Here is a 14,714-nt window from a genome sequence, read left to right on the forward strand (position 1 = left end):
TTCTCCGCCTGAGGCGGATCGTCCCCGCTACTATTTTTTATCAATTTTTTAAATTATGGAATATTGTGTCTACATTCTCTATTCTGAGAAATTCAACAAAATTTACATTGGCTGCACCTCAAACCTGATCGAGAGATTCAAATCTCATAATGAGTTAGGAAGTAAAGGCTGGACAATAAAATTTCGGCCATGGAAGGTTATTTATTGTGAATTTACCAGCCAAAAGCTAATTGCTTTAACAAGAGAAAAGCAATTGAAAGGTGGAAAGGGTCGTGAATGGATAAAATCAAAAATGGAGATGGAATATACTAGAGTTGGATTCATATCCAACTCAGACTGATTGTCACTGCTAATATTTATTTATCAATTTAAATAAAAATAGAATTTTGTTTCTACATTCTCTATTCTGAGAAATTCAACAAAATTTACATTGGCTGCACTTCAAACCTGATCGAGAGATTCAAATCTCATAATGAGTTAGGAAGTAAGGGTTGGACCATTAGATTCCGCATTAGGAAGATCATTTATTGCGGATATACCGACCAAAAGCTTATGGATTGGGTGTTTAAGCAATGGGTAAAACTTCTAATCTGTCTCTCTAAAACTAAGTGGCTTATTTAACATCACCAATTAATTTCCCCAGGTCTCCAACCATTTCTAATCCTGCAATAGAGGTGCTATCACTAAACAGGATGTTTCCTTCATGATCCATGATCTTTAATTTCAACCTTGCATCAATACTTTCGGGAATGCGGCGATCCATTGACCCAAGAACAGGAGCTTGTAACAAACCGCTATTAGTTCGGATGGCCTCAATAATATAGGTATACTTCTTATCCCGTATATTGATGGATAGGCTGTCAGTACCGTGGTTGAGTATTTTCAACCTCGCATGGGTATAGGTAGCAAACCGAAATATTGTACTATCCTGTGAGAAGAAACCCAGGAATCCTGTGAAAGTCCCACCAAGCCAGGGAATGGTTGCCACTGATAGCATAAAGGAGGCGCTCTTTTGATTGAAATTATTGGACTGCATCCAAATCCAGGCTGAAGGCATGGAACTTCCCCAATCCTTTTCGATATAGCCTTTCCCTTTGTTAAAAAGGATATCCTTGTTATTCAAACGGATGCTGCCCTCCAATTCATGATTTAGGCTTACTACCCCATGATAACACTGCATAAATGGAACGAACCGGTACCAGCCCATAATTCCTGCATTCAGTATTTTTTTTTCGGGTAGTTCAAGCCGGTTTGCAAAATGAACTTCTCCTTGAAGGTGGTCCTCCAGGTCAAGAATAATTTTTTCACTGGAGAAGTAGTTTTTCCCTATCCTTATCGCAAATTCTTCTCCTGAAAAGTAGAAATCTTCTATTGGAAAGGTATAATAGGAAGTTTTGGCTGTTTTCCCATCAATTACCTGGATGAATGCATGTTGGTCCAGGCCTGAAGAAGATAGGGATATTCCTGGTATAATGGAAAGAATTGAGGCTCCATCTTCTGAAACCATCTTAAAATACCAGCCTTCAAAATATTGCTTATGACGGGCATTCCCCTGGAACATCTCCGGGTGTTTCATTTTCTTCGAAAAATACCCTGATAGTCTTTTATGTCTGCTAAACTGAACTTCATTTTTTAAATCCTGAGCCACTACCGGTATACCCGTAAGCAATAAATAAAGGGAAAATACAATCGTCAGATTTCTCATTTTCCGGGGAATCATGTTAGGATTCAATGAGTTTCATGGATAGAGTGAATGTGTTGATATGCTTAATCATCAAACACTGTCGGAGTGCCTGATTCAATTAACAGGCAGGCAGGGAAGAAGGTTTTAAAAGCACAATAATTTTCTCACTTAAGAAAATGAGACTGCTAAAATGAAAGGAAGATTGTATAGATATCCGGACTTCCTGTTAAATTTCAGGGACTCGGTCGTCTTCATCCTGAATCAGGGTAGCATCCTTTAGTACATCATTTACAAGTTGTTTAAGCTCTGTAATGATAATGAGTTCACTACTCCCCATATCAGGATCATTGGTCAGAAGATCATGAAGCCTTTTATACTCTTTATTTAAGCGATCATTGGCAGTTTTGTAGAAGTAACCCAGGAAATTCTCATTATAATCTTTAAACAGGCCATACAGGTATTTCAGGTATTCCTTCCTGTTGGATTGCTGGATATATACATTGAGGAATGCCTGATAGTCTTTTTCTGTCAGTATACGTCCGCTGGCGGCTTCCTGGTCAGTTGAAGTCATAGGTGTAGATTTTCGTATGCTGATTATATTTCACCTTTTTTAGAGTGAACTTTCCTTCCCCATCTTACAAGTACTTCCTGAACATCTTTGAAACGGATTGGTTTTGATAAATAATCAACCATACCAGCATCAAGGAATCGTTCGCGGTCACCTGGCATTGCATTGGCGGTAATCGCAATGATATAAGGTCTTTCATCATCTTTATACAGATCATGAATAGCGGCAGTGGCTTCCATCCCATTCATAATAGGCATCTGAACATCCATCAGAATGATGTCATACTTTTTGGTTTCCATCATGTCTAATACTTTCCTGCCATTATCTACTGAATCGATGTTATACCCCATTTTCCTCATCAGGGTTATGACCAGTTCCTGGTTGGTATAATTATCTTCAGCAAGTAATATGCTTAGAGGGAGTTTATCGGATAATTTCTTATCGAAATTATGATCTGCCTCAAGTTTCTTACGGTTACGGGCTTCTGCTATTACACTGAGTACCAGGTCGAACAACTCGGCGAGTTTGACTGGTTTTGTCAGCTGGGCATCAAATAAATCTGGAGGTAGGTTGCTTATTTTCCCTACCGAAGAAACAAGCACAAATGGAATGTCACCTTTAAAAGGAATAGTCCTGACGGCTTTGGCAAAATCAACTCCGGTCATATCCGGGAGTTGCATGTCTATAATACCGAGGTCAAAATAATTATCTTCACTTTCAATGACTTTCAATGCTTCTTTAGCAGAGGCGGCATTGTAGGCTTTCATCCCCCAGGAGTCGAACTGTACAGAGAAGATCTGTCGGGTAGTAGCATCACTATCCACTACCAAAACCCTGTTATTTCTTAATTCCGGAATTTGTCCCCTGATGTATAACTTCGTTGTAGGTGTTTCAGCAATGCGGAGTTTAGCGGTAAAGAAAAATACAGAACCTTTTCCGGGAGTGCTTTCGGCCCAGATCTTTCCACCCATTAGTCCAACAACGTGCCTGGCAATAGCTAATCCTAACCCGGTTCCGCCATATCTCCTGTTTGAAAATGATTCACCTTGTGTAAAAGCTTCAAAAATCTGGGTAAGTTTATCTTTGGCAATCCCAATACCACTATCTTTTACAGAGAATAAAATCTCACAGTACTCTTTAGTTTCGGTGCCTTTTTCAGCTGAAATGAAGATTTCACCTTCATCCGTGAATTTAATGGCGTTATTTACAAGGTTACCAATCACCTGGCGCAGCCTTTTCATGTCACCGACAAGATAGGGTGGTACATCAGGTTGCAACATATAAAGCAGGTCAACCCCTTTATCTATGGCTTTTTGTGCATATACATCCAGTGATTCTTCAATACACCTGCGGAGTTCAAATGAGTTCTCATCAAGCGTGAGCTTATCAGACTCGATTTTTGAGAAATCAAGAATGTCGTTGATGATCCCCATCAGGTTATCAGCACTTACCCGTAAAGTTTCAAGATAATTATGCTGTTCAGGTGTAAGCTTGGTATCCATTAACAGGCTTGTCATACCTACTACTCCATTCATAGGAGTCCTGATTTCATGACTCATCATCGACAAGAAGTCACTCTTGATACGATTGGCTTTTTCTGCTTCTGCCTTTATCTCATCAGCCTTGATTTCAAGTTCTTTAAACTCTTGAATTTTACGCTCATCAGCCTGCAAAGCTAGATTCTCAACTTTCAGTCTCTCAATCTCCTGCTGTAAGCGGGAAATGTCATTCATATCAGATGTCATGCAACAAAAATTGGCGATTATTTAAGCAAATATAAGAATTAAAATGTAAACCAACAGTTTCAACATTTGGAGTAAAGCTATGGAATTTTCGGTGAAAAAATACAAACGCCTACACTTTATTGGCATTTAGAGGTTGTTAACATTTAAAGAACAAATCATACAGGCTCAAAGTTGAGGTGATTTAAAGTATATAAAATAAAAAAAACTGCCCTGGTTAGAAGGCAGTTTTTAATTAACAGAGATTCCTCGAATCGAATAGTATCTGGATTAATGATTGTATTCAGCAAGAATATCTTTCACGCCTTCGGGTGCAACCCTTCCAAATACTTTCTCACCTACCATTACAACAGGTGCTAATCCACAGGCTCCGACACACCGCAGGCAACTCAGGGAGAATTTCCCGTCAGGTGTTGTTTCACCCACTTTTACGCTGAGCAATCTCTTGAATTCATCCAGCACTTTTTCTGCACCCCTTACATAACATGCTGTTCCCATGCAGATGCTGATAGGGTTTTCACCCCTTGGCAGCATGGTAAAGAAGGAATAAAATGTTACTACTCCGTAAACATGTGCAACTGAAGTATTCAGATGTTTTGCGATAACTTCCTGCACCTCGGCAGGGAGATAGCCAAACAGATGTTGGGCTTTGTGAAGAACATTTATGAGTTCTCCTTTGTCATTATTGAATTCCTGGCAGATAGCCTGCAACTGATCCAATTTTTCCTGGTTGAGCTTTATATTTATGCTTGCCATAATAATTTCTACTTTTTATTGATTAAGCATGACCTCCGAATGTATTATTCGATTTCAACAGAATTGCTTTTGTCGAAATAATGGGTGTGCAGCAGATGATGTGATTTATGTCCGCAGGGTTTACCTAAGAATTCTTCATATAATTTCAGGATGAAAGGATTCTCATGTGATTTACGAATAGGTTTTGCCGTGTCTTCCCTGTAGATAGCTGCAGTACGTGCCTTTAGAATGGATGAATCACCATGGTGAAGGGGTTGGCCGCCTCCGCCGATACATCCTCCAGGGCATGCCATGATCTCGATAGCATGGAAATCAGCTTTTCCTTCCCTGATCTCTTCAAGCAGTCGCCGAGCATTTCCCAACCCATGAGCTATACCAATTTTAATAGGGGTGCCGTCAAAATCAACAGTCGCTTTACGGACCCATTCCATTCCACGAAGTTGTTCAAAATCTACTTTTTCAAGTTTCTTTCCTGTAAATACTTCGTAAGCGGTTCGTGTAGCAGCTTCAATTACACCACCAGTTACTCCGAAGATAACACTGGCTCCTGTAGATTCCCCCATAGGTTTGTCGAAATCTTCATCGGCAAGACCCTTGAAGTCAATATTGGCTTGTTTAATCAGGTGAGCCAGTTCTCTTGTTGACAAAGCAAAATCAACATCAGGATTTCCATCTACTTTGAATTCTTCCCTGGAGCATTCATATTTCTTGGCCAGGCAGGGCATAATCGATACCACTACCATGTTCTCGCGTTTGATGCCCAGTTTATCTGCAAAATAGGTTTTTGCAATAGAACCAAACATCTGCTGAGGAGAACGGGCAGTGGAGGGAATGTCAAGCATGTCGGGGAACTGATGCTCAAAGAAATTAACCCAGCCAGGACAACAGGATGTCAGGATAGGTAATTTCACGGTTTTATCACCGGCCAGGTGTCTTGAAAGCCTGTCGAGAAGTTCTGTGCCTTCTTCCATGATGGTTAAATCGGCAGCAAAATCTGTATCAAAAACAAAATCAAAGCCCAGGTTTCTTAAGGCAGCAGCCATTTTGCCAGTCACTAATGTACCGGCTTCCATCCCAAATTCTTCGCCAAGAGCAGCGCGTACTGCGGGTGCAGTCTGAACAATTACCGTTTTTGATGGATCTGCCAATGCACGGATCACTTTATTGGTATGATCGACTTCGGTAAGGGCGCCGGTTGGACAAACAGCTACACACTGACCGCAATAAGTGCAGGTACTGTGATCAAGGTTCATTTCGAAAGCAGGGGCTACAACAGCCATGAAACCTCTGTTTACAGCAGAAAGAACACCAACTGTCTGAACATCATTGCACATCATCTCACAACGACGGCACATGATGCATTTATCGACATCCCTGATGATAGCCGGGGAGGTGTCTTCGCGATAGGTCGATTGTTCCCCCTGGTAACGTATTTGCCTTATCCCCATTTCCTGGGCAAGGGTTTGCAAATCGCAACTCCCACTTTTTGGGCAGATGAGGCAATCTGTTGGATGGTCGCTAAGGATGAGTTCGAGTACGGTCTTTCTCGAATTGAGAACCCTGATATTATGGGTGTTAACTTCCATCCCCTCCATGCATTCAGTGACACAGGCAGGAGCAAGGTTTTTTCTCCCTTTAACTTCAACTACACATACTCTGCATCCTGCAGGCTTATTTGTAATATTAAGGTCATGAAGATGCAAATAGCATAAGGTTGGAATGTTAATACCGACTTTTTTAGCTGCATCCAGGATGGTTGTTCCTTTTTCAACCTCAATAACTTTATGATCAATTGTTACTTTTATCATTTCCATGGTTCGTTCCTCTTAATTATTTAATGAGCACGGCATTGAACTTGCATTTTTCGAGACAGGCTCCGCACTTGATACATACTGCCTGATCGATGAAATGAATACCTTTCCTTTCACCGGAGATGGCATTCACAGGGCAATTGCGTGCACATGCTGTACATCCTACGCAGTTTTCTTCTTCAATTATATACTGCAGCAAGGCTTTACACTGACCACTTGGGCACTTTTTGTCAATGACGTGTGCAATATATTCTTCATAGAAATTTTCCATCGTGGAAAGAACCGGGTTAGGTGATGTCTGGCCTAATCCGCATAGTGAGGTGTCTTTAATGACCTGGCTCAGGTTCCGGAGGTTTTCCAGATCTTCCATAGTGCCATTGCCTTTACAGATTTTTTCAAGAATTTCGATTAACCTCTTGTTGCCAATCCGGCAAGGAGCGCATTTTCCACAGGATTCTTCAACGGTGAAATCAAGATAGAATTTAGCGATAGAAACCATACAATCATCTTCGTCCATCACGATCATACCTCCTGATCCCATCATTGAACCTGCACTGATCAGGTTATCATAATCAATAGGAGTATCAAGATGCTTATGGGTAAGACATCCACCTGAAGGTCCTCCGGTCTGGACTGCCTTGAATTTTTTCCCATCCTTGATTCCACCGCCAATCTCAAAAATGACATCCCTGAGGGTAATTCCCATTGGAACTTCAATAAGACCCACATTGTTGATCTTACCTGCTAATGCAAATACTTTGGTTCCGTGTGATTTTTCAGTACCAATTGAAGCAAACCATTCAGGTCCCCTGTTAATGATCACCGGGACATTGGCAAAGGTTTCCACATTGTTTACATTGGTGGGTTTGCCAAGGTATCCTGAAACTGACGGGAACGGTGGTTTCATCGTTGGTTCACCGCGGAATCCTTCCATCGAATGAATCAAAGCAGTCTCTTCTCCGCAAACAAAAGCACCTGCACCATATCGTAATTCAATATCGAATTCGAAATGGGTGCCTAATATATTTTTGCCCAGTAATCCATATTCCCGGGCTTGATTGATGGCAATTTTCAGGCGTTCGATGGCCAGAGGATATTCAGCCCTGATATAAACCAACCCTTTGGATGCCTCAATGCAATAACCGCATATAGCCATGGCTTCAATAACGGAATGAGGGTCACCTTCAAGAATGGAGCGGTCCATAAATGCTCCCGGGTCTCCTTCGTCAGCATTGCAGACAACATATTTCTGATCAGCAACTGATTTGCGGGTAATTTCCCATTTCAACCCGGCTGGGAATCCTCCACCCCCACGGCCTCTTAGTCCGCTCTTTTTTATCTGGTCGATAACTTCTTCCGGTTTGAATTCAGTCAGGCATTTTCCAAGGGCCTGGTAACCATCGCGGCTTATATATTCATCAATATTTTCAGGATCAATGAAACCACAATTCCTGAGTGCAATCCTGAGCTGTTTCCGATAGAATCCCATATGCTTTGAATCCTCCACCTTTTCATCAGTTTCAGGATTCACATAAAGAAGACGCTGTACTTTACGGCCTTTGATCACATGTTCTTCAATGATTTCAATGGCATCAGCCGGCGTTACCTGGGTATAGAAAGTATTGTCAGGCATCACTTTTACAATCGGTCCCTTTTCACAGAAACCGAAGCATCCGGTAGTAATCACCTGAACTTCATTCTCCAGCCCTTTATTTACCAAAGCTGTTTTGAGTTCATGAAATAAGGCTTCGCTCTCAGAGGCCCTGCAACCGGTACCCCCACAGACGAGCAAATGCATTTTGAATTTTGTCATTTCTAAATCCTCCTTGTTTTACTTGTCGTCAATAGATTCGTAATTCACAGGAATGATACCCTCCACGAGTTCACCATTCTTGATATATTTTTCGATAATCTGGTCAGCCTTCTTATTATCAACATATCCGAATACAATAGCCTCCTTACCAGGTAAAGTCACTTCAATGGTGGGCTCGGCATAGCAATATCCCATACAACCGGTCTGGGTAATTACTGAGGCAATATTCCTCTTTTCCAATTCTGTGATCATGTAATCCATGACCGTTTTGGCACCGGAAGCAATGCCACAGGTAGCCATGGCTACACGAATCTGGACCAGTTTTTCCGGATTATCGCTTCGTTCCCTCAACAGCATTTTTGATTGAACGGCGGATTTGATTTTTCTTAAATCATCCAACGATTTGATAGTTGTCATTTTTTTTAATTTAGGTTTATATGTTTTAGATCTTTTCAGATATAATATTTCTATTGAGTAAGGGTTGCAAATTTTCAAACAGCATTTCCTTCAGGAATCTTCTGACATCAGGTTCATTGATGGGTATATCACCCAGAATTTCCTTAATGGTCTTTGTACTCATTTCATAACTGCCATGTTTTGTGGAATAACTGAATGAAAAGTCTTTTTCTGGATTGGCACTGATGAGAAGAGTTATTACACCTGCCAGGTCACCTTCCGGCAAAAGATCGATATGACTCAATTTAGAATTCGAAATTACCTTTGTTCCGACTCCTTTCTCAGAACTGATCTCGAATTTACCTTCCGTTCGTTCTGTATTCTGTTTTAATAAAGGAATTCCAAGCCCGACTTTCCTTGTAGTTCTTGATGTAAAGAAAGGATCCATCGCTTTTTCAAGGGTGATAGGATCCATTCCCGATCCATTATCTTCAATTTCCAGAGAGTAACTATCTTTTCCTTCATCTACCCTGATATGGATAGAAATGTGATCAGCCCCGGCACGAAGGGAATTCTGCACTATATCCAGTATATGTAAGGAAAGATCTTTCATTTACTTACGGGATTAACAGTTTTGCTGGTTTTCAATGCCAACCTGAAGTCCTCAAATTCAGGTTGTTCCATGGTTAACATTGTAAATATTTCTCCAATTTCTTCCAATGAATGAGCATCTGAATTTCTTATGATGAATAGGTCTTCAAATCCTTTCAAATAAGAGAACATTTCTGCGGTTGTACTGTGTTTTGAGATTTCAAAAGCATCTGGGACAAGGTTTTTTGGTATGAAACCTAACTGACTGATGAGACTGTAGCGGTTTTTGTCGATGTGAGCCGGTATAAAAATGCCTCCAAGTGAATGAACGTGCCTTTCAACCTGTTCAACCGATTGATCAATGGCTGTAATTAAAAGGCGTTCTTCCTGCCAGAGTATCTGTTCGTTTTCATCCACCACGACCTGGTATCCAAAGACAGATGGATCATTAGGGATATTGGGAAGATGAAAATCAAGGTATTCCTGCATTTTATCCAGTTGATTATCTGTTTCAAAGTAGGCCAGGCAGTGAATTTCTTCTTTAGTGGTGATTTCAACCCCCATGAAAAGAGTAATGCCTAATGGTTGTGCAAGTTGTTTGACGAGTTTACAATGATGCGTACTGTTATGATCGGTGATTCCAATTATTTTAAGCCCTTTATCAAGTGCCTCTTTTACAATATTCTTAGGGCTCATCTCCAGGCCAGCGCAAGGAGAAAGAACCGTATGAATATGCAGATCAGCCTTGTAAAGGTTCATTGTTATTTGGTTAGCAAGTTATAAAGTTTTCCTGATATAATAAAGGCAGAATCATATGTTCCAAGAACCGGTATTCCTTCTTCATTCGCCTGGGTAAGCATGTCTTCGTCCGGCTCAAATCCTTTGACCAGGATAATGGCTGCAAGGTCTTTCAGAGAGGCCACAGCAAGTACATTCTTATGTGTTTGAAGGGTAATCCAAACCTGCTGACTGGCAGCAAAACCCATAACATCACTGAGTAAGTCACTGGTATAACCTCCGTTAGCTTCACCGGATAAGCCGGCAATCCCTCCAAAAATGGTGAGATTCAATTCTTTTGCTATATCTTCTACTTTCATGGCAACTATAGATTAAAATTTGTCATTTCCCCATATTTCCTTGAGAATCTGTAATGATTCTTCAGGGGTAAGTTCGCCAGTATGTTCACGGCTTTTCTGAACAAAAATGCATTGACGAATACTGGCTTCACCCTGAACTATATCATTGGCGAAGGCCTGGCAATTGGGAGATCCGCAGGCTCCGCAATCTGTTTTCGGGAGAACCTGCATAAGCATTTGAACTTTATCCATCTTTCTCATGGCTTCTGCCATATCCTCATCCAACTTCATCATTGACCGTGGTTTAATCTCTTTGATGAAGATCCTGCGTTGAAGATACTCTTCATACTGATGGATTCCGACAACTGTATTATTGTCAATTGATTCAATTTCAGGTTGTTTTTTTCGAAGCCTTTCAGTAATCAGAAAGCGGTTGGTGGTATTTAGAGCACCCCCTGCACAACTTTCATCACAGGCCCTGAGTTCCAGGAAATCGATGTCTGAAATCTCTTCATTTTCTACCTTCTCCAGGAATTCAATAACATTATGTATTTCATCTATGGCGAGGCTACGACCAGGTATATTGTCAGCTTCACCATGAGTAAGAGTCCAGCGGACAGCATAACCAGGTAATGGCAGATTGGGAACAGGTATTTCATCATTCAACAATCCATTTTTAATGATCTTGTTGACTTTGTTATAGATGAAATCCATATTTATGACACCTGTAATCATGGAATAATCTTCTCCAACCGGACTCTTAATGGCCGCAATTTTTGCTGCACAGGGAGTGAAATAAAAGACTCCTACTTCAGCCGGATTTACCCCCTGATCGGTAAGAAGTTTACGGCAATAAAGAGCTGTTATATCAAGAGGTGGTTTCAGCAACATGATATTATTTACCAGGGAAGGGAATTTCACCTGGATTAGGCGGATGATTGCAGGGCAGAAGGATGAGATAAGAGGTTTGATTCCGGGGTTTTCCTCAGCATACTTCCTGATTTGTTCAACGAGGAGAATAGTACCAAGTTCAACTTCATAAATTTGGGTAAATCCACAAGCTAGGATCGCTCTGTAGATCTGTTCACGACTGATATTTTCAGGGAATTGGCCAATAAAAACGGCTGGAACCAGGGCTATGCGATGTTTAAAAGTGCTAATCCTGCTGAAATCATCATGATCGATATTGATTGCTTTTACCGGGCATACTTTGAAGCATTCACCACAATCCACACAGCGATTTTCGTACAGGATGGCTTTCCCTTTTCTTACTCTTATGGCTTCAGTTGGACAGACATTCATACAGTGGGAGCATCCTGTACAGAGCTCTTCACTAATCCTGAGTGCATGATGAAAATGCCTGGTTTCCATTTATTCTGATTCCTGCCCTTTTAGATAAACAATAATCTCCAACTGTGTCCCTTTGCCAACTTCACTACTAATTCTGAATTCGTCTGCATTATTTTTTATGTTCTGAAGTCCCATTCCTGCCCCGAACCCCATTTCCCTAACCTTTGGGGAAGCTGTAGAGAACCCTGCCTTCATTGCTTTCTGGATATCAGGTATCCCGGGACCTTTATCTTCGAGCCTTATTTGAACTTTCTCGATGTCAACATAAACCCTGATGATGCCTTCGAATGCATGTGCAACAATATTTACTTCAGCTTCATACAATGCCACAACGATCCTTCTGATGATAGCAGGATCCACATTTAACTGTTTTAATACCTTCTTAAACTGGCTGGAGGCTGTTCCTGCCTTTGTAAAATTTCCGCCTTCAACCGGGTATTCGAAATGCATTGACCGATGGTATTAATAAACGGGTTTCAATCCTGCATTGTAAAGTAACCCACATGATCTGAACATGGAGTAACTGCATTCAAGCATCACCATTCCGTTTTCTTCTGCTAAACGCAGCATTTCAGGATCTGCTTTTTTATCTCTGACGAGAACAATATTTGTGATATCAGCCATCTCAGAGGTTCTAATGGTTTGAATATTGGTCAGCCCTGTAAGCAACAAGAGGTTGGCACTATCCAGGGTAAGTACGTCACTCATCAGATCGGAAGCAAATACATGGGAAATCTCCCTCTGAAGATGTTCTTTCCCGCATATGACTTTTGCATCAAGTATTACTGCAATTTCTGAAAGCTTCATTGATTTTTCCTCCACTTTGTTTCCTAACTATTCATTTTTCCAGCCAACTAAATGTTGGTAAGACCTTTGAATTTTCCACTGCAAAAGTAATCCACATTCAACTCCCAAACAAGTTATTTGTTATTAATTTCACAATGTGAATCAAATAACAATCAATTTAGATAAAGTCTAAATAAGTAAGGGTTGGAGTGGGTCCAAAAGCAAAAAGAGCCGGATAATTCCGACTCTTTTTACTGAGTCCTAGTGTTGTTTGGAGGGGGGGCTTGCTTTTGCAGCTTTTGCATTTTTAAATTTTACTTATCACTAGTACCTCTTTCTGACTTTGTAATGAGTATGAAGCAATTCATGCGACTTATGTCCGAGTGGAGTTCCCAGGTAATCCGTATAGACTTCTGTGACTTCCGGATTTTCATGCGATTTTCGCAGACTCTTACCCATGTCTTCTGCATAGATGGCTTCAGTTCTCTTTCGGCGAATTTCAGGGGATGTAGGGATTGGCTGACCCCCACCTCCGATGCAACCACCAGGGCATCCCATGATTTCAATGAAATGATAGTTGGCTTCACCTCTCTTGATGGCTTCCATCAATTTTTTGGCATTGGCTAATCCATGTGCGACCGCAACATTAAGTTCAACCCCTTCAAGGAAATTCCATGCTGGAACCGTATTCTTGATTTTAATAGATGCTTCCTTCACGCCTTCAATACCCCTGACCGGTTTGATGTTCAGGTTGGTAAAGGGAACCTCATGACCGGTAACAATTTCATAAGCAGTACGTAAGGCTGCTTCCATTACACCTCCGGTAGCTCCGAAAATTACAGCTGCTCCGGTAGATTCACCCAATATACTGTCATAATTATCATCTTCCAGTTTATCGAAATCAATACCGGCTTGTTTCACCATCATGGCTAATTCGCGGGTTGTAAGAACATAATCTACATCTTTGAATCCACTGTCTCTCATTTCCGGACGATTGCACTCAAATTTTTTGGCGGTGCATGGCATGATAGAGACAACGATCATATTTTCTGCTTTGATATTGATCTTATCGGCATAATATGTTTTTGCAAGTGCGCCAAACATCTGCTGTGGTGATTTGCAACTGGAAAGGTTATCAAGCAACTCAGGGAACATATGTTCCTGGAATTTAATCCATCCTGGTGAGCAGGAAGTCATCATTGGAAGTTTCACGGTTTCATCCTTGTCAACGATTGCTTTTTTCAAACGGGTCAGGAGTTCAGTCCCTTCTTCCATAATGGTGAGGTCAGCAGTGAAATCTGTATCCAACACTTTATTGAATCCCATTTTTTTCAATGCTGAAACCATTTTTCCTGTTACCCTTGTCCCGGTTTCAACTTCCAGATCTTCACCCAATGCTACGCGTGTGGCTGGGGCAGTCTGAACAACGACAAACTTCCTTGGATCATAAATAGCATTCCAAACTTCCTCGATGTAATTACGTTCAGTGAGGGCACCAGTCGGGCAACGGTTAATACACTGTCCGCAGTTGGTGCAAACTACATCATTCATTGGTTTATTAAGGAAAGTGCTGATGGACTGGTGGTTGCCTTTATGAACTACAGCCAGGGCGCTAACAGCCTGGAGTTCTGCACAGGTTCTTACACAACGCTGACAGCGGATACATTTGCTATTATCCTTCACAATGGAGGGGGATGATATATCCTGGATTTTATCTTTGGCTTTCACCAAATCCAGGAAAACATGATCACCGATCCTGTATTCACTGGCTAATTCCTGCAATTCACAATGTCCGTTCTTAAAACATTTGGTACAGTCGCTATTATGTTCTGACAGCAATAGTTCAACCACATGTTTACGGGCAATTCGCACCTTTTCCGAATTGGTGAAGACTTCCATTCCTTCTGAAACAGGGGTTGCGCAGGAAGCGGAGAGCAAACGTGCTCCTTTTACTTCAACGACACAAACCCTGCAATTACCGGCAACGCTCAGGTCGGGGTGGTTACAGAGGGTCGGAATTCTGAAATTCAGTCGTTTAGCCGCATCCAGAATGGTAGTGCCTTCTTCAACGGATATCGGTATATTATTGATTTTTAGATTTACCATATATTTACTCATGGCGGGTTCTCCTTTTCTTTAGA

General features: G+C 41.2%; 17 protein-coding genes. 3 read left to right on the top strand and 14 right to left on the bottom strand.

All coding sequences use genetic code 11. The annotated features are described in order from the left end of the window. Window positions 1-55 precede the first annotated feature (55 nt). Together IPH84_16905 and IPH84_16910 are read left to right on the top strand one after the other, a co-directional pair. A complete protein-coding gene (locus IPH84_16905; GenBank protein ID MBK7174860.1) occupies window positions 56-340 on the top strand; it encodes a GIY-YIG nuclease family protein in 285 nt (94 codons plus the stop codon). Between the two features lie 38 nt (window positions 341-378). After that, window positions 379-621 carry a GIY-YIG nuclease family protein gene (locus IPH84_16910; protein ID MBK7174861.1) on the top strand — a complete coding sequence of 81 codons (243 nt, stop codon included), beginning with the start codon at window positions 379-381 and terminating at the stop codon, window positions 619-621. Here IPH84_16910 and IPH84_16915 read toward each other — a convergent pair. The 13 genes from IPH84_16915 to IPH84_16975 form a co-directional block, all read right to left on the bottom strand. Next, window positions 614-1,705 carry a hypothetical protein gene (locus tag IPH84_16915; GenBank protein ID MBK7174862.1) on the bottom strand — a complete coding sequence of 364 codons (1,092 nt, stop codon included), beginning with the start codon at window positions 1,703-1,705 and terminating at the stop codon, window positions 614-616. The two genes, IPH84_16910 and IPH84_16915, sit on opposite strands and share 8 nt — an antisense overlap. Before the next feature lie 205 nt (window positions 1,706-1,910). Further along, on the bottom strand, window positions 1,911-2,255 hold the full coding sequence (locus IPH84_16920) for a hypothetical protein (protein ID MBK7174863.1): 345 nt from the start codon (window positions 2,253-2,255) through the stop codon (window positions 1,911-1,913). 23 nt (window positions 2,256-2,278) lie between these two features. Beyond that, window positions 2,279-3,985, bottom strand: coding sequence for a response regulator (locus tag IPH84_16925; GenBank protein MBK7174864.1), 1,707 nt, complete (start codon window positions 3,983-3,985; stop codon window positions 2,279-2,281). Between the two features lie 279 nt (window positions 3,986-4,264). Then, entirely contained in the window at window positions 4,265-4,750 is a 486-nt protein-coding gene (locus IPH84_16930; protein MBK7174865.1) for an NAD(P)H-dependent oxidoreductase subunit E, read from the bottom strand. Between the two features lie 44 nt (window positions 4,751-4,794). Beyond that, window positions 4,795-6,564, bottom strand: a complete 1,770-nt coding sequence (locus IPH84_16935) for an iron hydrogenase small subunit (GenBank protein ID MBK7174866.1) — start codon at window positions 6,562-6,564, stop codon at window positions 4,795-4,797. Between the two features lie 16 nt (window positions 6,565-6,580). Next, window positions 6,581-8,374, bottom strand: coding sequence for an NADH-quinone oxidoreductase subunit NuoF (locus tag IPH84_16940; GenBank protein MBK7174867.1), 1,794 nt, complete (start codon window positions 8,372-8,374; stop codon window positions 6,581-6,583). Window positions 8,375-8,392: 18 nt separating this feature from the next. Further along, the gene (locus tag IPH84_16945) at window positions 8,393-8,791 is read right to left on the bottom strand and encodes a (2Fe-2S) ferredoxin domain-containing protein (GenBank protein ID MBK7174868.1); all 399 of its coding nucleotides are present in this window, start codon (window positions 8,789-8,791) and stop codon (window positions 8,393-8,395) included. 25 nt (window positions 8,792-8,816) lie between these two features. After that, window positions 8,817-9,383: an ATP-binding protein gene (locus IPH84_16950; protein ID MBK7174869.1), complete on the bottom strand. Its 567-nt coding sequence runs from the start codon at window positions 9,381-9,383 to the stop codon at window positions 8,817-8,819. After that, a complete protein-coding gene (locus IPH84_16955) occupies window positions 9,380-10,120 on the bottom strand; it encodes a PHP domain-containing protein (protein MBK7174870.1) in 741 nt (246 codons plus the stop codon). The genes IPH84_16950 and IPH84_16955 overlap by 4 nt, the downstream gene beginning before the upstream one ends. 2 nt (window positions 10,121-10,122) lie before the next feature. Continuing rightward, the gene (locus IPH84_16960) at window positions 10,123-10,458 is read right to left on the bottom strand and encodes a serine kinase (GenBank protein ID MBK7174871.1); all 336 of its coding nucleotides are present in this window, start codon (window positions 10,456-10,458) and stop codon (window positions 10,123-10,125) included. A 12-nt stretch (window positions 10,459-10,470) separates the two neighbouring features. After that, a complete protein-coding gene (locus tag IPH84_16965; protein MBK7174872.1) occupies window positions 10,471-11,808 on the bottom strand; it encodes a 4Fe-4S binding protein in 1,338 nt (445 codons plus the stop codon). Then, window positions 11,809-12,237 (bottom strand): anti-sigma regulatory factor, encoded by a 429-nt coding sequence (locus IPH84_16970; GenBank protein MBK7174873.1) that lies wholly within the window; start codon window positions 12,235-12,237, stop codon window positions 11,809-11,811. It abuts the gene before it with no gap. A gap of 12 nt (window positions 12,238-12,249) precedes the next feature. Further along, window positions 12,250-12,594: a hypothetical protein gene (locus IPH84_16975; GenBank protein ID MBK7174874.1), complete on the bottom strand. Its 345-nt coding sequence runs from the start codon at window positions 12,592-12,594 to the stop codon at window positions 12,250-12,252. On the opposite strand from IPH84_16975, the gene IPH84_16980 reads away from it, so the two are divergent. After that, complete coding sequence (locus IPH84_16980) at window positions 12,551-12,655, top strand: hypothetical protein (GenBank protein ID MBK7174875.1); 105 nt, start codon at window positions 12,551-12,553, stop codon at window positions 12,653-12,655. The two genes, IPH84_16975 and IPH84_16980, sit on opposite strands and share 44 nt — an antisense overlap. A 242-nt stretch (window positions 12,656-12,897) precedes the next feature. On the opposite strand, the gene IPH84_16985 is transcribed toward IPH84_16980, so the two are convergent. Next, a complete protein-coding gene (locus tag IPH84_16985) occupies window positions 12,898-14,679 on the bottom strand; it encodes an iron hydrogenase small subunit (protein ID MBK7174876.1) in 1,782 nt (593 codons plus the stop codon). Between the last annotated feature and the right edge of the window lie 35 nt (window positions 14,680-14,714).

The sequence above is a fragment of the Bacteroidales bacterium genome (assembly GCA_016707785.1).
Lineage (GTDB): Bacteria > Bacteroidota > Bacteroidia > Bacteroidales > UBA4417 > UBA4417.

Coding starts and splice junctions, on each gene's coding strand:
- IPH84_16905 (MBK7174860.1), top strand. CDS start 56: ATGGAATATTGTGTCTACATTCTCTATTCTGAGAAATTCAACAAAATT.
- IPH84_16915 (MBK7174862.1), bottom strand. CDS start 1,705: ATGAGAAATCTGACGATTGTATTTTCCCTTTATTTATTGCTTACGGGT.
- IPH84_16920 (MBK7174863.1), bottom strand. CDS start 2,255: ATGACTTCAACTGACCAGGAAGCCGCCAGCGGACGTATACTGACAGAA.
- IPH84_16925 (MBK7174864.1), bottom strand. CDS start 3,985: ATGAATGACATTTCCCGCTTACAGCAGGAGATTGAGAGACTGAAAGTT.
- IPH84_16930 (MBK7174865.1), bottom strand. CDS start 4,750: ATGGCAAGCATAAATATAAAGCTCAACCAGGAAAAATTGGATCAGTTG.
- IPH84_16935 (MBK7174866.1), bottom strand. CDS start 6,564: ATGGAAATGATAAAAGTAACAATTGATCATAAAGTTATTGAGGTTGAA.
- IPH84_16940 (MBK7174867.1), bottom strand. CDS start 8,374: ATGACAAAATTCAAAATGCATTTGCTCGTCTGTGGGGGTACCGGTTGC.
- IPH84_16945 (MBK7174868.1), bottom strand. CDS start 8,791: ATGACAACTATCAAATCGTTGGATGATTTAAGAAAAATCAAATCCGCC.
- IPH84_16950 (MBK7174869.1), bottom strand. CDS start 9,383: ATGAAAGATCTTTCCTTACATATACTGGATATAGTGCAGAATTCCCTT.
- IPH84_16955 (MBK7174870.1), bottom strand. CDS start 10,120: ATGAACCTTTACAAGGCTGATCTGCATATTCATACGGTTCTTTCTCCT.
- IPH84_16960 (MBK7174871.1), bottom strand. CDS start 10,458: ATGAAAGTAGAAGATATAGCAAAAGAATTGAATCTCACCATTTTTGGA.
- IPH84_16965 (MBK7174872.1), bottom strand. CDS start 11,808: ATGGAAACCAGGCATTTTCATCATGCACTCAGGATTAGTGAAGAGCTC.
- IPH84_16970 (MBK7174873.1), bottom strand. CDS start 12,237: ATGCATTTCGAATACCCGGTTGAAGGCGGAAATTTTACAAAGGCAGGA.
- IPH84_16980 (MBK7174875.1), top strand. CDS start 12,551: ATGACTTTTGCATCAAGTATTACTGCAATTTCTGAAAGCTTCATTGAT.
- IPH84_16975 (MBK7174874.1), bottom strand. CDS start 12,594: ATGAAGCTTTCAGAAATTGCAGTAATACTTGATGCAAAAGTCATATGC.
- IPH84_16985 (MBK7174876.1), bottom strand. CDS start 14,679: ATGGTAAATCTAAAAATCAATAATATACCGATATCCGTTGAAGAAGGC.